The organism is Pseudoalteromonas sp. SR45-1, assembly GCF_014163655.1.
Taxonomy (GTDB): domain Bacteria; phylum Pseudomonadota; class Gammaproteobacteria; order Enterobacterales; family Alteromonadaceae; genus Pseudoalteromonas; species Pseudoalteromonas distincta.
The window spans coordinates 40,514-59,528 of record NZ_JACJDR010000021.1 but is presented as its reverse complement, the minus strand read 5'-3'; the positions used below and the strand labels follow the sequence as shown (position 1 = coordinate 59,528).

The 19,015-nt window shown below is 42.4% G+C and carries 13 protein-coding genes; 3 read left to right on the top strand and 10 right to left on the bottom strand.

Features of this window, described 5'->3' with window-relative positions; translation table 11 throughout:
• Positions 1-90: 90 nt before the first annotated feature.
• Both xerC and H5089_RS18100 read right to left on the bottom strand, forming a co-directional pair.
• Complete coding sequence (xerC, locus tag H5089_RS18105) at positions 91-1,203, bottom strand: site-specific tyrosine recombinase XerC (RefSeq protein WP_220487000.1); 1,113 nt, start codon at positions 1,201-1,203, stop codon at positions 91-93.
• Between the two features lie 406 nt (positions 1,204-1,609).
• Positions 1,610-4,363: a DNA primase gene (locus H5089_RS18100; protein WP_220486999.1), complete on the bottom strand. Its 2,754-nt coding sequence runs from the start codon at positions 4,361-4,363 to the stop codon at positions 1,610-1,612.
• A gap of 99 nt (positions 4,364-4,462) precedes the next feature.
• Between H5089_RS18100 and H5089_RS18095 the strand changes: the two genes are divergently transcribed.
• Complete coding sequence (locus H5089_RS18095) at positions 4,463-4,843, top strand: helix-turn-helix domain-containing protein (protein ID WP_220486998.1); 381 nt, start codon at positions 4,463-4,465, stop codon at positions 4,841-4,843.
• A 67-nt stretch (positions 4,844-4,910) separates the two neighbouring features.
• Here H5089_RS18095 and H5089_RS18090 read toward each other — a convergent pair whose 3' ends face one another.
• From H5089_RS18090 to H5089_RS18070, 5 genes are all read right to left on the bottom strand, one after another.
• On the bottom strand, positions 4,911-5,186 hold the full coding sequence (locus H5089_RS18090) for a hypothetical protein (protein ID WP_182712810.1): 276 nt from the start codon (positions 5,184-5,186) through the stop codon (positions 4,911-4,913).
• A 2-nt stretch (positions 5,187-5,188) separates the two neighbouring features.
• A complete protein-coding gene (locus H5089_RS18085; protein ID WP_220486997.1) occupies positions 5,189-9,271 on the bottom strand; it encodes an RHS repeat-associated core domain-containing protein in 4,083 nt (1,360 codons plus the stop codon).
• 16 nt (positions 9,272-9,287) lie between these two features.
• The gene (locus H5089_RS18080; RefSeq protein WP_182712808.1) at positions 9,288-9,782 is read right to left on the bottom strand and encodes an RHS repeat domain-containing protein; all 495 of its coding nucleotides are present in this window, start codon (positions 9,780-9,782) and stop codon (positions 9,288-9,290) included.
• A 527-nt stretch (positions 9,783-10,309) separates the two neighbouring features.
• Positions 10,310-10,846, bottom strand: a complete 537-nt coding sequence (locus H5089_RS18075) for a hypothetical protein (protein ID WP_182712807.1) — start codon at positions 10,844-10,846, stop codon at positions 10,310-10,312.
• 226 nt (positions 10,847-11,072) lie between these two features.
• A complete protein-coding gene (locus H5089_RS18070; RefSeq protein ID WP_182712806.1) occupies positions 11,073-12,611 on the bottom strand; it encodes a transposase in 1,539 nt (512 codons plus the stop codon).
• A 452-nt stretch (positions 12,612-13,063) separates the two neighbouring features.
• Between H5089_RS18070 and H5089_RS18065 the strand changes: the two genes are divergently transcribed.
• The gene (locus tag H5089_RS18065; protein ID WP_182712805.1) at positions 13,064-14,326 is read left to right on the top strand and encodes an IS110 family transposase; all 1,263 of its coding nucleotides are present in this window, start codon (positions 13,064-13,066) and stop codon (positions 14,324-14,326) included.
• Positions 14,327-14,358: 32 nt separating this feature from the next.
• Here the strand turns inward: H5089_RS18065 and H5089_RS18060 are convergent, their stop codons facing one another.
• The 3 genes from H5089_RS18060 to H5089_RS18050 form a co-directional block, all read right to left on the bottom strand.
• Positions 14,359-15,150: a Cthe_2314 family HEPN domain-containing protein gene (locus H5089_RS18060; RefSeq protein WP_182712804.1), complete on the bottom strand. Its 792-nt coding sequence runs from the start codon at positions 15,148-15,150 to the stop codon at positions 14,359-14,361.
• Positions 15,151-15,540: 390 nt separating this feature from the next.
• Positions 15,541-15,927 (bottom strand): antitoxin Xre/MbcA/ParS toxin-binding domain-containing protein, encoded by a 387-nt coding sequence (locus tag H5089_RS18055; RefSeq protein WP_182712803.1) that lies wholly within the window; start codon positions 15,925-15,927, stop codon positions 15,541-15,543.
• Positions 15,928-16,696: 769 nt separating this feature from the next.
• Positions 16,697-17,899 carry an NADH:flavin oxidoreductase/NADH oxidase family protein gene (locus H5089_RS18050; protein WP_182712802.1) on the bottom strand — a complete coding sequence of 401 codons (1,203 nt, stop codon included), beginning with the start codon at positions 17,897-17,899 and terminating at the stop codon, positions 16,697-16,699.
• Between the two features lie 125 nt (positions 17,900-18,024).
• Here H5089_RS18050 and H5089_RS18045 point away from each other — a divergent pair, with 125 nt between their 5' ends.
• On the top strand, positions 18,025-18,918 hold the full coding sequence (locus tag H5089_RS18045; protein WP_182712801.1) for a LysR family transcriptional regulator: 894 nt from the start codon (positions 18,025-18,027) through the stop codon (positions 18,916-18,918).
• The last annotated feature ends 97 nt before the right edge of the window (positions 18,919-19,015 follow it).

The window sequence follows — 19,015 nt, the reverse complement described above, 5'->3', positions numbered from 1 at the left end:
ATCATATCGGTGATGACTTTGGTGAAGATGGGGGTTTCAATGATTATCATAATAATAGCGCATTATACGCCAATGGCGTATTTTGTCGACTTATTCCTCTGGCTCTTGCTCAGCCTCATAGGCTAAAGCATCTAATAGGTCGTGAGCATCGATACTTAAGCCTTCCTCCGGCACATCGCCGGATTTAAATTTGGCCGGGTGCGTAGCCTCACGGATAGCCTTGAGCTTTTTAATACTCACTTGGGTGTAGATTTGGGTCGTGTCCAGTTTCGCATGGCCTAACTGCTCTTGGATGTAACGGATGTCCGCGCCGTTCTCCAGCATGTGGGTGGCCATCGAATGCCTGAACAGATGGCAACTGCCGGGTTTGTCGATGCCTGCCAGTTGCATATAGCGTTTAACCCGCAATGAGAAGGCGTCCATGCTCATTGACTCGCCGTATTGATTTAAGAATAACGTCGTGTTGTCATCCCCCATCACCAGTAAGGGACGCACATCCATCTGATATTTTCTGAGCCACGCCAAGGCGCGATCACCAATCGGCACCACTCGGTCTTTTTGTCCCTTGCCTTGACGGATAAATAACGTACCTAAGTGATACGCCACATCGTGGATGGTCAAGTTCACGATTTCCATTCGTCTTATCCCCGTTGAGTACAGGACTTCCATCATGGCTCTGTCGCGCAAGCCGTAGATATCGTTAACGTCGGTCTGACTTAGCAAACTGTCCACTTCCTGCAAGCTTAGAATGGCGCGTGGCAACGCCCGTTGTTTTTTAGGCAGTTGCAGCTCACTGGCCGGGTTAAACAGGATGTAATGCTCTCGGGTCAGCCAGCTAAAGAAGGTCTTAAGCGGCGCAAGGCGAGCATGTTGGCTGTAAGATGAGAGCGGATCGCCATTTTTCTTACGGTAGTAATACAGGTGCTTTTGATATTGAGTCAGAATGGGGTACGTGACTTGTTTCGGCTGCTCCAAGCCTCTGTCCAAACACCACTGAGTAAACTGGCGTAACACGGCTTTCCAGCTGCGGATAGTGGCTTTGGTGTATTGTTGGATATGGCACCATTCGTAAAAGCGTATCAAGTGACTGGCGAAGCTTTCTGCATCGTCTAAATCCCCGACCACCTCCGGTAAGGCCGCTCTGCCCATGTTCTCCCGACTGCTTAAGAATCGCGTGACCACACGCCCGGTTAACTTACTCATGCATGGCCTCCTTCTGCCGTCATGGCAGGGGAATGAGAGTAGGATGCACTCGGGTTAGGATGCGCGGCGGTGCCATTAACCTTATCATTTTTACGCTGTGTATGAGCGGCTAAGGAAGAAGCCTTATGCGCTGTGGCCTGTAAGGTGATAGGAGCCGCCTGACCACCTACCGACTGTGTATCGACTTGCCCCCGGCCGCTGGCCGACAGCAGGCTATGTAAGGCCGACCCCTTGGCGTCATACCCTAACTTTTCAGGGTTGACCAAGCCCATCAGGAACGGCTGATTGTGACTCTGCTCATCTTGTCCTTCTCCCTGCCATGCCAGCTCATACACCAGTGGCATCCCTCGGCCGCCCCGATGGATGATCAGGTATTCCATGTCTTCTAAGCGCTGACAGTGGACTTTTAACTGGGTGTTGCCCCAATGGCTGTAAGCCCGAATGTCTTTGCGGGTAAAGCGCACATCACGTTGACTGATGTTGTGGGCGTCGGCATGGCCTTTAACCATGTGATGGATAACCGCCAACAGGCGACGGGTTTGCGGTGGCAGCTCATCCAGCGTGCGCCCCAACACTTCCCCGGCAAGCTGATTGGCCAAGGCGATGCCTCTAAACTAACCTCCACATAGTCGATGCCTTGGACTTGTTTGATGGGGCGTTGGTGTTGATGCAACAAGGCAATGCTGTCAATCAGCGTGAGATACTTTTCGTGGTCACGTCGGGTGCGGGTTTGATTGTCTAGGAAGCTGAGTTGCTCTGCATAGGGGTTCACCACCGCAAGGGGCTTTAACAGGCGTTGGGCGTGTTGGTGTAAGGTGATTGTATGCTGCTTTTCAACGCTGGCCACAAGGCCGCTTAAGGTGCGCTTTTGACGCTGGATGGCATGGATAGCTTGGGTTTGCTCCCGGCTTTCATTGACGCTGAGCACTAAACAGCGGTTCATCAGCTCTTCATCGATGTCGATAGCCGTTGTGGTCATCAAGAGCATCACAGGGCCTTCCACCCGGTACTCTTGAGTCTCCAGATTGCCTGTCGCGGGGTTTTTACCCGTACTGGCGATGGTGACTTCTCCTTCACTTTGCAGCAGCTTTAACGCATAAGCGGCGTTGTCTGCGCCTTCTTCTTCCGATACGGCTAGGATTTTATGTTTTAAGTTGGTCTCGCCCATATAGTACAGCGACTGGCCTGTCATCGCCGAGTATTGCACCCGTTCTTCCTTGGGCATGAAGTTCAGCACCGCATCCATAAGCGAGGATTTACCCGCCGCTGAGGTACTTTGTACCATCACCGCTAGGGGTTTCGGCAACTTACGGGAGACCCCGGCCAGATACCCCGTTAAGGTATTGACTCGCTCGCCGATGATACCGCAGGCCTCGAAGTCCTCCACGATGCAGCTAAGGAGATTGGGCTGCTTTAAGAAGGCGATGGCCTTCATCCTGTCTTCGTCGCTCATGACCGACTCGGCGCTGTCAGTTTCCAACACCTCTTGCAGTTGTTTAGCCTGTATTTGCTCTAGGGCAACCAGTACCTTGCCCAGCTCTGCTTTAATAAGATTGGCGTTCACGCCCAGCTCTAGGCCTGCCTGTTTGATGAAGTGGAACCGTGCTTTACTGGCGTATAAATCGAAGGTATCGATATGGAAGCTGCCAGCGTTAACGGCTTCATCATTTTGTTTGACCAACAGGTTTACTTTGAGCTGCTCTAATCCCACATTGCGCTCAAGACCACGAATGCGGTAATGCCTGTCGCCGAGGCTTAGATTGACTTCCTGCTCGGTCACCTGAGCGTTAATGGACAAGGCAGGACTGTCCGGCACGGGCATCACTTGGGTCACTTCCGCTGGGGTAATTGTTGGTTCAGGTGTATCTACAACCTCCGTCTCTTGCCTGTTTGCAGGCGTAAGCGACTCAGGGGCGGGTTCTTTGAAGGTAGAGGGTTCAGCGTTATTCAACTCATCCTCTGCCACTGGCTCACTCAACTCAGCGGCTAAGGGGGAAGGTTTTACCTGTATTCGGCCGTTCGTTTGCCCGTCAATCGACATCCAGCGGGCTTGGCGCAAGATAAGGCTTAAACTTTTTGCCGCAGGCGTTACCTGACAGGCATATTGATTCACATCCATGCCTTTTGGCACATGCACCCGGTATAACTCAAAGCCTTGGGGAATAAGCATTTTGGCTAAGGCGTCGGCGGCCTTATTGCCTGCCTCGTCGTTATCATAAGCGACTAAGATGGTGGTAATACCCAGTTGGTTAAACAGCGCTAAATGCCCATCGGTAAAGCCGTTGGTGCCGTAGCTCGAAGTGACATTGGTAAAGCCGTAACGGTAGAAAGTTAAGGCGTCTATCAGTGCCTCACAGAGAATGACAACTTTGTTGGGCGTCGGTAACTGGCTTTGGGTAACAAGCTCGGCTTCGTTAAACACCCCCCGATGCTCACCGGGCAAGTACAGATGCTGAGCCGTGCCTTTTCGAAGGCGGGAGCCGTGGATTTTACGACCATACACCTCAAGAATTTGGCCTTGATGATTGATGACAGGCACCACCAACGAGCCGTTAAAATGCTCATGGCCACTTTGGCGCAGTATGCCGATGTCTTGCAGTTGGCCTCTAAGCTCAGCCCCGGCTTTGCGGTTCTTTTCAGGCAAGCGGTAACCCAGCGTACGATTAGCGTAACCTAACTTAAATGCGTTAATGAGCTTAGGACAATCAAGGCCTCGACTGGCAAGGTATGCTTGCACTTCCGCTTCTTGCTTTAAGGTCTCATGGTAGTAATCAATCACCTGTTTCAGCGCCGTTTGGTTATCGCTGTTGGCGGCTAAGGGGGAAGTGAGTTTGGTGGCGGTGTTTTGTCTGACGGTGTGGGTGCCGCTGTCCGCTATCACGCCGATGTCTTTTTGCAGCAGTTCACAGGCAAAGCGGAAGCTCACCCCTTGAGTTTTCATCACCCAATCAATCACTGAGCCTGCTTCACCGCAGCCCAAGCAATTAAATAGATTGTTATCGCTAATGACTAAGCTCGCGGTTTTATCGTCATGGAACGGACATTTAATCGCTTTGTCTTTGCCGTGACTGACCAGTTTATGACCTTGAGACTCAACCAAACGAAATAAGCTTACTTCGCTTTTAATGCGTTCGATCAGTTCATCTTTAAGCCGTGCCATCACCTATTCTCCAAAAACCTGTCAAGAAGCATATTTACTTTTTTATAAAGGCATATATGCTATCTTTAATCAAGCAGGTTTGCACACGGGGTTATAGTAATGGTTCAGACAGTTAATTGTGAGTTATTGGAAATGGCTTTTCCTGAACGCCTTGAATCGTTACGCAAAGAACGTGGCATGACCCAGCAGGTGTTGGCTGACGCTATTCAAGTCCATGTTAGTCAAATTAGGCGCTATGAGAGCGGCAATACGCAGCCCACTTTGGATGTGTTGCGTAAGCTGGCTATTGCGCTGGCTGTGAGTGCAGATCTGCTTGTTTTTGATAAAGACGAGCGCAACCCAAGGGATGAGCTTAAACGACAATTTGAAGCCCTGAATGATTTTGATGATAACGAAGTACATATTGCCCGAGAGCTGCTTGATAGCCTGATCTTAAAACACAACGCGAAACAAGCGTTTCTTCGGCCACTAAGGACATAGGCTGCTAAAAAAAGCCCCGCACGCGTGCAGGGCTTTGGGGGAGCTGTATTTGTTTTTTATATATTTATTAAATTCTAAACCGGCTAAATATCCAACCTAGAATTTTAAAAGAAATAGCATAGAGGGCTATGAAACCAAACAACATGATTGCTAATCCAATGCTTACCGTATAGCCATCATATTCCTTAAGGGGTTTGTTCACATCAACTCCCATCTCAGAACCAACATAGTTAAGCAATAAAGTAAAAGTGAAAGTAACAATAAAAACATTCATTGCATGAGCCAAAACTCTTAGCTTTCGTGCCTTTTCATTTTTTGCGTCTGTAAATTTAAGAGACGTCATAACTAACACCCTGAAGACTTTTCACACACTTTATCAGCCGCGGCCATCCCAGCCGCAGAGCCTGCACTATACCCAGCCCCTACCTGCATTTCTGCCGCAGTAGACTTACTAGCTGCATTGGTTAAAGATTGAGAGTCCGCAAGTATGCGCTGAGAAGAAGATTGCGTCATATTATGTGATGCATTTGTTACGCTATTATTTGGTAGGCCTTTAGTTAACGCATTTTTAACACCATTGGCGACTTGCTTACCCAGCGCCCCACCGACTAACCCTGTGACTCCAGCTGTTGCAACTTTTGCTCCATCGAAATCACCTGTAGCTATCTGGTTGGCCATTTCGCCACCGGCGTTAGCTGCTCCCCCAAGAATTGCTGAAGAAACTACACCACCACCTAAGGATGATGCTAATCCTACAGCTCCGCCGATTCCTGCCGCACGAGCAACAGAAGAAAAAGAGGCGTTATCATTTGTTATTAACTCTGCGGCTCCTCCTATAACAGCTCCTATTGCAAACGCAGCAAGCTGAATACCAAACTCACCAGTCGGATCAGTCATGTTGATTGGGTCGTTACCAACGTAGGCGTATAAGTTCATTTGATCCTCATACCCTACCGGATCGGTCTGCAAGAACCTTCCCAGCTTCGGATTGTAAACCCGTGCTTTGTAGTGATAAAGCTTAGTACCTGGGATTAAGATTTGCCCAGTGTAACGGAAACGCGATGAGCTGGTATTAATCGGCTCACCGAATGGGCCATATTTATGTGTTGCTATTATTGAACCTGAGCCATTCGTTTCACTAATAATTGAGCCGCGCTCATCTGCGTGTAAATAGCGCTTGTTGCCTGTGCCACTGCCTTCGTACCACACCAGCGGGTCATCTTCGCCTATACCATGAACATAACGACGTAATAGACTACCGCTGCTGTTGTATTCCGCAACCAGTTCGTTTGCATCGTATAAAAAGGTTGTTTTAGTGCCATTGAGTGTTGAGTAATTTAATCGCCCCGTTGCATCATAGCCAAGTGCTAAGCTGGTACCTGATTTAGACGCAGACGTTAATCGGTTATGCGCATTATAGTTATAGCTCCAACCATCATAACTTTTTAAGTTGCCGTTATTATCATAGGTTAAACTTTTACCACCAACACTCGTGTATTGGTTTAAATCATTCGTGGAGTAATCTTGCTCACCAATAGTTGGAATTTGAATCTGGTAATTATTATTACTAACAGTTTTCGATTTCAGTTGATTTGCGTAGTTATAAACGAAATTAGCGTTATTGATACCCGTATGATTAAATTGGCTTACGCGTCCTTTTGTGTCGTAAACCACAGAGCTAGATTTTCCATTTCCTCTAGAAATACTCGTCAATTGCCCTTTTGGGTTATAAGTGTAACTTGCAAGCAGGTTACTGCCATTTTCTTTTATTGAAGTCAGGGCACCTGTAGCATCAAATGCATAAGTGACATAAAAACCACCGGGGTGAGTTAACCGAGTTCGTCTATCGCCTAAGTCATAAAGGTAACTTAAAGTACGATTATTAGTGGTTGTACTTTTCAGGCGACTTAATTCGTCATAGGCATAACTGACAACACTAGAACCGCGAGTTACGCTTTTATCACGCCCTATGCCATCATGGTTAAAATACAGTGTAGATTCACCTGGCACGGTTGTTTTCGTTTTCTTATTTATCGCATCGTAATAGTGTGTAAGTATTTTACCGTCCCGTTTGCGCCATGTTTTTAAATTACTATTTGCATCATAGCTATTTTGCTCATAGGTATTATCTTCAAATGTCGTACGCTCTAACCGGTCAAAACCATCATACGTATAATAAGTGACATTTCCTTCACCATCTTTACGTGTGTAGATTTCACCATTTGCTGTATACGCAATCTCAATATCGATACCCGCATCTGGTGTGTTATACCCTGAGATGACTTTTGTTGAACGAGAGAGCCTGTCGTAATAGTTACGTGTAATACGGTCTGGACCATCGACACCTTCTGATGCAAGTGAACAAGCAGAGCTTGGGAGGCTATTGAATGTAGAGGCGTTCATGCGAATAGCTGTACACATTAATCTATTTCGTGTGTCGTAAGTAAACTGTGTAACGGCTTCTTTTTTTGATGGCGAGCTAATTTCTTTTTTAGTCGCTAAATTTCTCGTGTTATAAGCAGTTGTTTCGGTATTGTAAACACTCAACGAAGTGCTTGTAGGCGATGTCAGCGTACCTGTTTCAACAATGCGAACTTGGTCATCTTCGTTACGATACGTGAAACGCTGCGCGACACGATACCCTCGCTGATTTTTTGCACCAATTTCCCAAGTTTTTCTACCTGCATTGTCATATCGATAATAAATTGCATCATCAGTACCTGCCAGTGGTCCATCTTCAACCGTTACTCTACCAGCATTGTCATAGGTATAGGTTGTTACTTGTTTTAATACCCCTACACCATTGGTTTTAGTCACTGTTTTAGGTAGGTTTGTATTCCCCCAGTATGTGTAGCTTGTAACTTGTTTATCTGCTAAAGAACAATTACTTTGAGTACAAACACTGGTACTCTTTAATCGTGTAAAACCGTTAATTTCTTGCCACGTATTAGTAGTCAAACGGCGGTTATTGTTTTTATCCGCTGGCTCAAGTTTAGTGAGCATTCCACCATGACTTGCGAATGTATAATTAGTGGTATTGCCATTCGGATCTGTAATTGAGGTAGGTCTAAAGCATCGTAAATCTGTGTACTCTGTAATATCACAATCACCAGCATTATATGTGGCAGTCGTTACAATATCTGATTCAGATGAACTTGATTTTGCTTCCATTCTTTTTTCAGTGATATTACCTATCACATCATAAGTGTAGCGTTCGCTATTCCCTTCAGGGTAAATAACACGACTCAATCGATAATTTACATCATACCCATACTGCGTTGTTTGATTCAGTGCGTTAACCTCACTGGTAATCATCATTCTTCTATCAGTCGGTTTGCCAGACATAGATAAGTTAATTGTTCTTGAATAGCTTTCTGGGCCCGTTATAACCACTTTAGAAAACTCTTTATCAGGCCTTACACCGCCTCCTGTTGGAGGTGTATAAGCATAGTTATAAGTTTGACCATCTTTAATGACTTTAGAAACAAAGTAATTTTGTGTGCCGCTGCCATAAGGCTGAGTCGTAGTCGAAACACTAACTGAATTATGCGAATCTGTTGGTAATTTTAAGGCAAACTCTCTCACTTCTTCTGTACCACCAAAAACATTACTATAGCTACCGTAATTCCAGGTTCGACCATTCGCATCTGTGACTGTAGATTCTGTGAATGTATGCTGAGCAATTGCGACAGAAGGCGAACTTGTCTTAACAATTTTTGCAGACGTGAGTTGATACCAAGGGTTATTTACTTGACCGAAATAATCTCGTGAGTTGGACGTATAAGTAAACTTAAGCTGGTAACCTAAATTTGAATCAATACTCAATAATCGATGAAAAGTTATATAAGGGTTTATATTTGGATCTGTGAACTTTTCATAATCATAGGTGTGTACCTCGCCATCGGGATAAAAAACTTTTGTTGCATACCAAGTACCGTCAACCGATTTAGTTGACGATGAAGGGCTATTAACATAAGACAAATTGGATGTGTATTGAATTTTTACACCACTTTTGCCTTGTATATATGTGAACGTACTAGACTTCTGAGTACTATAAATCCCACCAATTAATGCTGAGCCATTATTAACAACGGGAACACACTCTGATTGGCAAGTGAAGTTATCAGATTGACTACCGCCATAAGATAGAGAAGCGGAGGTTCTTCCCCCATTCGGTAATTCAGAAACCCAATGAATAACATTTATTTTAGACTCAAGCTTTGGCATGCTTTCAAACGTCAAATTAGGCGCAGCAGGAATGCTCAAAACAGGCAGTTTTACTTGATATAAACCTGTATTTAAGTTTACCGAGTTTATATCCGTAATCGATACTGGTGGCTTAATTGTTGGAATAGTTTCTTCGGCATTGACTAAACTTGGCTGGCTTACACTTAATAATGCAAGACCCAGAATCGTTTTTATTTTCATTTTTCTCATCCTTGATCTAATTTAAGCCACCTGGGCCACCAGAAGTTGTAATCCTGACTATTTTAGTCACACTCGCAGAGTCACTAGAGCTATAACAAGTAATATTAATTGGGGTGTTTTCGTAAATTCTTAAGCTTACTGACCCCGAAATTGGTTGGGTTGGAAAATAACTCGTATCCCCAGAAACCGTAACTTTGCAATAAGAAGTATTCTGCGAAGTCCACGATACAGTAAATAATGAACCAGATGACACTGAACTAGGAATTGATGACGAAGTAATCACAGGTTCTGGGGGCGGAGGTGGAGGCGTATTTGCATTTGCGGAAGACGTTCTGTTACCCGCATCGTCATAACTATAGGTAACGAGTTTGGTATCGCTTTCTTTTACTACTTTTAAGCGCCCCCTCGCATCGTATTCAAAACTAACTGTTGAAGCTAATGCATCATTTATAGTAATTGTTCCGAGCGCAACAAATAGCAGCGCCGCTGAACATCCTTGTATTTTTAGCATATATTCACCTAATCATTTGAAAGTAGTGAAAAAAAGTAATTCCATCTACTTTTATTTAAATTAACTGAATTATTGTACCGGATAAAGTAAAGTTTAGAATACGAAAAAGTAATTAATTATTAACACTTTCAAAGCATGTAAGAAACTTTGTTAACCAGAGAATTTTATTGCGGATGCTAAAATTAAAAAGTTAGTAGGTACCTGATAATTATTAGAAAGTTCCCCCACTAAAGTAGTTTTTAATGGTTTTTATGCTAGCCGAAGAAAAGTGAATGAGGTTAAGGTATAATTAAATTTTAGAGTAAAAGACCCCAGCGTTTTGTTGTTTGAAGTATAAGTTGACATAACCTCTCTTGCTTTTATTGACCCACAGCGCCGCAAGTGAAGTATAACTTGGCATAATATTGAAGCTTATAATGGCATAAAGTTACCAAATATAAGCATTATAAAGCTAGTCTCATAAAAATACTGCCAAGTTTAGTTGTGTGCCATTTACGAACACTCATAACCTTAGTCACTTGTTAGAATTACTTTACTTCAACTTTTATTACTTTTAAAAGATTGTTTCGTGTCCTTTCCCACCATACATCATTATCTATATCAATTAAGTCCAATGCTTTTAAAAGTACAGGTATTGCGCCTTTCTCATCGCCTACTTTAACTAAACACTCTCCTTGCATTGCGAAAGCTATGTTTCTTTTCTTTTTGTAATCATTTGCCATTGTCTCTAAAGGTATTAATGGTTTTAGTTTCGCGTATGAATATCCTTTTCTGTCATCATAACTGGCTCCATAATAAGGATCTAATGAAGCTTGAATCATATTGGCAAGCCAGTTAGATTTTTTTGAATAGTCAATTAAAACAGGAATAGCACCTTTACAGTCACCAGCATTAAAAAGTGACTTAGCTTTTTCTTCTAAAGCATCAACTTCAGGTTTAGTTATTAAACCTAATTCTTTTACTTTCGTTGCTGAAGCAGATAAATCGAAAGGATCTACAATTTTTGTTTCTTCAGCGAAAACGTTTGAGGTAGCTAATGCGACAATTAATAGTAATTTTTTCATAGTTCATCCATGGTTGATTGTAATTCTAACGAGCCTGTAGATTAACTCGTTTTAAATTTATTTTTATTGATGCATTAACCATAGCCGAGTTCCTATTTTGATTCAATCGTCAACTGACTTTCACGTAAAAATATAAAAAGAGGACTTGGTGTTGTTTTAATGGGCGTTTTGGAAGAGATGGCAGGTGTTTGAGTGGCTTATTTGAGGTAATAAGGGCTTCCCTTTCTTAATGCATCGTGTTTCTCAGCTTTTCTATATTATGAATTAGGCAATACAGTTGCCATTGGGCGTTCACTTTCGTTTGACCCCGTAAGGTCAATTTATTCATGCCTTTGTTCACTGTAATGTTCCCGAACACTGGCTCTATGCAGCCTAATCGCTTACTGTATTGTCGTCGACCTATGGGGCTGTCTATTTTTACTTTCATTTTGTCGATATAGCTTAGCTTTTTGCGTGATTCATTATTTATAAACTGCACTTGCCGGCCTCGTTCTATGGGTGGCTTTCGCATGCATTGCTGTTGTAGCGGGCACGTTTTACAGTCTTTTAAGTAACCACAGAATCGCGTGTATTGTTGATTGTGACTTTTTACATTAATTCCACTTCGCCACATATCGCTACCTGCGGGGCAGCGGCAGGTTTGAGTTGTTTCATCATAATGAAAATCGTCTGAGGTAAATAATCGTGGCTTGCCTTTACTGCGTTTGAGCCGACGTTTTTCTTGCGCTGTTTCGTATGTTTCGCTGTCTTTAAACAGCGGATTTCGTTTTCTAAACTGATTATCCGCAATGTAGGTATCGAACCCACTTTTCGCCATGTAGTCAAGGTTTGCTTCGCTGTTAAACCCACTGTCTGCGGTGAACTTAATCGTGTGTTCGTCTGTTGATTTGTCGGTATTCAATTTATCGAGCTGCTGCTTTAATTGTTTAACCGCTGGCTGCAGGGTTTGTTGCTCACCCACTGAGCCCCACGCTTGAGCTTGCAAGATAACTTGGTGTTTATCGTCATTAATCGCGATGCCGTTGTAGCCTTGGATTGTGCCTTTTGAGGTGGTCATTTTCGCGCTGTCGGGGTCGGTGATATTACTTTTAACTGGCTTGCCTTTACTGCCTGTTTTTTCTTTGTGAGTGGCTAAAAACGCGGTGATTTTATCTGCACTTTTATCCAGCTTTTCTTTTTGTTTTAAATCCTGTGTTATTAACTCCTCGCCCAGCCCATCTTGCGCTTGGTGACGCTCAATAATACGTTTACTCGCACGTTCTAGTTTTGCTTTTTTACGCCCTAGCTCATCGAATGTGCCGCTCCATTCTTTACTCGCATTCGACTTTAACTTACAGCCATCAATGGCAAACATATTGCGGCCTATCAAACCTTCTTCATCGCATATCATCAATACTTGCGTAAATAGTGGTTCAATCTGTTCATGCATTTTGGCCACAAAACCCGCTATTGATGTGTAATGCGGCTGAATATCCCCCGACACACTCATAAACAAAATATTATTCTCACACGCCTTCGCAATTCGGCGGCTACTAATTAATCCATGTGCATAACCCAATAAAATAATCTTTAGCATTACCGAAGGCGGATACGCCGCGGCACCCGTTTTATCGTTGTTATACCACGCGTCAAAGCCCGACAAGTCGAGTTTATTTTCGACGATATAACAAAGGGCATATTCAAAGGTGCCAGGCAAAATTTGCTCAGCGAAATTGATAGGAATGAATTTATTTTGACAGGATAAGTCAGGCTTGTAGTTAGCCATAACAGTTTACCGTGGGTGAATAATATCTATTAGATCACAGCGAACGGATGGATTCAAGGTTGAAAAACAATCAATTTAAAATAGTAGAATACGTTCCTAAAAAGAGTAATTCTACAGCCTCAACGCTTACATAAGCGGGAAAATATATTTGGCTAAAATGTTGAACGGAGTGAAAACAGCCAACTGTATTTTTTCCGTTTAATGTTCTTATAGTTCGACCAAGCCACTTAATTTAAAAGTAACTGACTATTATATTAAGTGGAATATGCTTCTGTTGGTTACGAATATTGAATGACAAACATCCAATGTTTTTAACAAGACGTTCGAGCCAACAGAGCACCTCGATTTCAAAACGCATACTCAGGGATTGCCGACCAAGACTATCTATAAGACCTGCGAGAAACGAGATTTAAGCACATTCCGTCCTTAACTTTAACCGTAGGCGCTATAAAATGAAAGCATATAACGTTGATAATTTTGCTGTACTCATTGGCATGGATTGGGCCGATAAAAAACATGATATTTGTGAACACCCAACAGGCACTAATAAATATCATTACACCGTTATTAAACACACACCTGAAGCGTTGCATGAATGGGCTATGGATATTAAACAGCGTTATCCAGAGCAGAAAATAGCAATTGTTTGTGAGCTTAAAAAAGGCCCGCTTATTTATGCATTAGCTAAATACGACCACCTTACTTTATTTACCGTGAATCCTTGTGCTGTTGCTAAATACCGCCAGGCTTTTACGCCCAGTGGCGCAAAAGATGACCCATCAGATGCCTTTGTACAAGTTGAAATTCTCACGTTACACATGGATAAGCTGTCTGTCATTGAGCCTGAGTCAGCAGCTATGCGAACGCTGTCTCAGCTTGTTGAATATCGCCGAAGTTTAGTGCAAGACAGTGTCGATTTATCCAATAAAATAACAGCGACATTAAAAAATTATTACCCGCAGGCACTTGAATGGTTTAAAGAAAAGGACACGTATATATTCTGCGACTTCATTCAGAAGTGGCCGTCACTCACTGCGGTTAAAAAAGCAAGAAAACAGACTTTACTCGACTTTTTTGAGAGTCATAACTCACACTATTCCACGGTCAATAATGCACGATTAGACAGTATTAAAAATTCAATGCCATTAACTCTGGATGAAGGCGTCATTGTGCCTAATCAAATGCTCGTTGAAGTGCTTATTACGCAATTTAAAGTGTTATTAAAAGGTATTGAAAAGCTCGATAAAGCAATAAAATCGGCTTATAAAGCCCAGCAAGATAAAAAGATATTTGATAGCTTACCCGGTGCAGGTCCACAACTCGCCCCACGTTTACTTGTTGCTTTTGGGAGTAATCGTGCGCGTTATAATGATGCTGCAGAACTTCAAAAGTACGCGGGTATAGCGCCTGTTATTGAGCGCAGTGGCCAAAAAATGTGGACTCATTGGCGTTATAGTTGCCCCACTTTTTTAAGGCAAACATCTGTAGAATGGGCAGGCTTTTCTATTCGTTATTCGTTTTGGGCTAAAGCGTATTATGAGCAACAAAAAGCCAAGGGTAAGCCGCATAACAGCATAATTAGATCACTGGCATTTAAATGGATAAGGATTGTATTTAGGTGTTGGAAAACGAATACACCCTACGATGAATCGACGTATTTAGCGGCCTTAAAACGCAGAGGCTCACCACTTTTAAAGTTTGCAGTTAATAGCTAAATTTTACTAGTCGTCCACCTCAGGGCGTGTTGTTAGCTATCTTCTCTATGGTAATCATGAAAATGATGCGAAACACCACTTCTAGAATTTACGGATAGAGCGTCATGCCTGTCTCGGTAATATCTATAAAGTTCATCAACTAGTTTGATGCAAGCACTATTAGCATCTTGAACTTCTTTAACCACAACACTATATATTTTTTCTCTTGAATTTTCATAAGTTGCGACTAAATCATAACCACTTATTGTTGAGTTGGGTGACTCCGACCACGCCATGTTTTTAAACATTTGATCATCATCTGTGTACAAATTACAAAATCCCTTATGTGCACGTTCATTTCGATCTTCCCGGAGCGGCATTCCTGTTTGATCTAGTACTTTTAAATACTCTAGAATTTCTGCGTGATTTTCTTTGAGCACTTTTTTAAGTTGTTTTATGTTCAGTTTGTGATCTGGCAGGTTAAGTTCTAAAACTTCATTTACAAAATGAAATGCAATATCTCTTAGGCTTGTAAATCTAAACAGGGATAAATCCACAATAGATTTTAACCAGTCATATCTGTTTATATCTTTCACTGAGGATTTTAAAGGAATATTTTCGACACCAAGCATTTGTGGAATAACTCTTAAATCAACAAATTGTTGTTCAAGAGCTTCAAATCTAACATAAGTAAGGTGAGCATATGCCATGTGAGGATCTGCTTCCGCAAACTCATTCCAATCTTTGTATGGGTGCTCATGAAGAAAATACATATTTATTGAATCGTATAGTACACCTTTAAATGTTGACTCTTCTAAGCCCCACCAATAATAATCGTTATTCATTACACTCCCTGATGAACACTAAAATAGCTAACAACTTTATCAGAGGACACTTTCCCTATTTTAGCGCGAAAACGTCCTTATTTTATGAACTTATATTAATAGCAAATAGCGTAAACTATTGCCAGCTATAAACATTATACTTTCTATAGCCTATATAAACATGTAGAAAAGAGGGAAGTGTCCTCTTATTCTTACTAAGTTAATGACAACTCACCTTAATGACCGCTTATCGCTCGAAGCCGACTAACGGTTATATGGAAATATTTGAAAGATCAGTATTTTAATCACGTAGATTAATTTTAACGATTGTCATTAGTAAGTCAGGCTGCATGAAAACTATTATTCACCATTGGATTAGTAATACTAATCACCTTTTATCGCTAGTAGTCATCAATATGAATTATCAACAAACTCCCTAACCCGCTTTAGTTGTTCTATATTACCTTCTAACATAAAGGTTATAGCTGACCTATCATTGAACTCTTGGTTGGGTTTATTTACCCACTTATCAGCTTGTACACGGTCGTTGAATATTAGGCCCAACCCTTTGTAAATCCCAACTATGTAAGAAATCCGCATGATTACATCATGATTCATGTCTTTAGTATTACCCTGTTGCCATAATTCGAATTCACTAATTTCAGGACTCCCTAAAAGCACTCGCTGTTGCTTAGTATTAATGCTCCACGCATCCATTATGTTTAAAAACACTTTGTATGCGATTCGAGTTAACTCAAGTTTATCTTTTTCCGATATATTGCCCGCATGATCATCCATAGCCACTTTCTCACTAGTTGCTAAAGTTATACTTGTAAAGTTCTCTAACTGTCCTCAATCGTTCTAATTAAGTAATACGAGGCATGTTCCTCGACCTTTCTAATTTCGCTATTTAATAGATTAGTAAAATGTAAATATCTCCAATCCTATTCGTTACTTTAGAAATATTGAGCGATGGCATACATCGCTGAATACACTAACTAAAACTTAGTATAAAGTACTTCATTTACTTTATAAATACAGTTGCTGGTATAAGCTAAAAGGACGATATTACTCATCTTAACTACGGTTATAACGATTAGAGAGACCCCAGCGCTTGTTGCGGTCTCTCTAATCAGCCTCTGCCTTTTCGGCAGTTAAAAGTCACAAGTTGTGGTGTTGTTTGAAGCATAAACTGGCATAAGAACATACCTTTTTACTGGGCTACAGCGTAGCAATTGAAGTGTAAGTTGGCATAATATTGAAGCTTATAATGGCATAAAGTTACCAAATACAGGCTTTATGAAGCCAACCACATAAAAATACTGCCAAGTTTAATTGGCTGCTATGTGCCATGAGCGGTCATTCAAGCGTAACTCGTTTCTGCCCCTTTCTGCGTTAGTTTGATTACTCGGTGGCAGATCGAGCCAGTGACATCGAAGTACTTTTCCTCATGGGTGGCGATTGAGGGGCTGTGCTCGGAGTCTCCCATAGATACGCAAATTGCACTTCAGATATTGCGATCCCAAAAAACGCATAACGATGCGTTTTTTGGTGTGTAGGTGTTGGGTTATAATTGATACTTAGCCTGCCATCTCATAACACGCGCTTTGTCACGATTTTCATAGGCCTGAATCGCTGGTAATAGTTCTAAGTTGAACTCTCTTTCGTTGTCATTAGCTATCGCCGTGAGAAGCATTGTGTACCAGGCTGTAATTCCCCCCTGAGGTGGTGACTTAAACTTTGGAAAGCGAGGAGTAACACCTTCTCCATCTATCCATTCATTTGGCAAATCGGGTCTGAGTATCAATGCTCGTCCAAGACCAATGGAGTCCGCTGCATTTATAGATAAGGCATCTATTACCTGCTCCCGTTTTTTAAAACCGCCAGTCACTACTAAAGGAATACTTGTTAAGCTTTTAGCCTTTATTGCAAAGTCAATGAAGTACGGGCCGCTTGAAGCACTGTCAGAGCTGGATTTTGCTCCAGGAAAATAAGAACCGCCGCTTATCTCAATCAAGTCGATAGACGTTTTATTAAGGATGCGAATAACTTCTAGAGCGTCGTCTTGAGATAATCCTCCTTCTAGTTGATCAGAAGAGTTCATCTTGATGCCAATAGGAAAAGTCCCCCCCACCGCATCTCGGACTTTCTCTATTATCTCTATAACGATTCTGCTACGTGCTTGTATTGAACCGCCATATTGGTCTTTGCGGTGATTGAATAGCGGAGACAGAAATTGGCTAAGCAGAAAACCATGACCTGCATGTATCTGAACACCTGTGAACCCTGTTTTTTTAGCTATCTTCGCAGCTCTGGCATACACATCTGGCAATAAAGATACTTCTTTCTCTGACATACCTGCACATTCAAATTCACTTATCTTAAGAGGTGATGGACCTTTGGGCTGGCTAAGTAGTTTGTAAGCCAGTCCTCCTGCATGACCTAACTGAGGCCATATGTGGGCATCATTAATCGATGCGCGGGAGGTTAACATTTGTAAATCTTTTAGGTTGGATTGATTAGTTAATACCAGGTTTCCTGGTTTTTCAGGGAACCTGGGATCTACCTGCACTTCACCAATGACGGATAACCCAATACCACCCTCTGCCCATCGTTCATAGAGTCGAGACTGAGCTTCAGTAGGGTTCCCTTCACCGTCAGCGAGTGAGTCAGACATTGCTGACTTTATTAGACGGTTTTTGATGACTGCGCCACAAGGGAGCTCTAAAGAAGGATCAAGTAAGTTCGCGGTGTGTAATGGCTGGGTCATATCTACCTCTCGGGGCACCAATACTTATGTACGGTGTTAATTAATAACGGTAGAGACATTGTCCCCGATTTTTACTAAACTAAAAAGATAGCAATAGTTCAAACACTTTTAAATATTATTTAATAATGAATACATCAGATCTCAATCTATTCATACGAATAGTGGACACAGGCAGCATAACGGAAACCGCAAAACAACTGAGTGTCACTCCTGCGGCAGTCAGCTCTGCGCTTAAAAGACTGGAAAAAAAGTTGGATATACAGCTACTTATCAGAACCACAAGGCAATTAAGGATCACACCTCAAGGCGAACAATTTCTGTTTCATTGTCGCCAGGCATTAGCCAGTTTGGAGCAAGGTCGTATAGCTGCACATCAGACACAAGGTAAGGTGAGTGGTAAGCTAAGGTTGTCCGTTTCATCTGACTTAGGGCGCAATACTCTTTTACACTGGGTAGAAGAGTTACTGGATGAACACCCTTTATTGTCGATTGACCTTACGGTTGGCGATTCAATTTCAGATTTTTTTCTCGACCAAGTTGATATGGCACTTCGTTATGGGAAGCTAGAAGACTCATCGATGGTTTCATTTCATATCGCCACCATGAGCAGGATCACCTGCGCCTCTCCATCCTATATATCTAAACATGGTGAGCTAACGCATCCTAACAGCTTAAAGGAGCATAATTGCTTATTGCACCGTCGAGCTGGTCGCTTATTGAACAGTTGGGAATACGCTGGTCATTCTGGCTCATACAAAGTCAAAGTGGATAGCAATCGAGTCAGCAATGATACTGACATTGTTCGTAAATGGGCTGTTAGTGGTAAAGGGATAGCGTATCGCTCCCAGATAGATGTCCATTCAGAACTTCGGAGTGGGCAACTTGTACGGCTTTTACCAGGCTTTGAATCACCACCTGTTGAGTTAAATCTAATCTGTCCAAGCAGAGAGCAGGTTAGCCCCGCTGTTATTGCTTTTCGGGAACTGCTCAGGAAGAAAGTGGCACAAATCGTTTCGTGATGGTGTTTCGTGGATTAATATACAGTATTGCAGCAAAAAATAATTCACTCCCAAAATCGACCATGCTCGAAACTGTCCAGTTCCGCGCAAACCGACC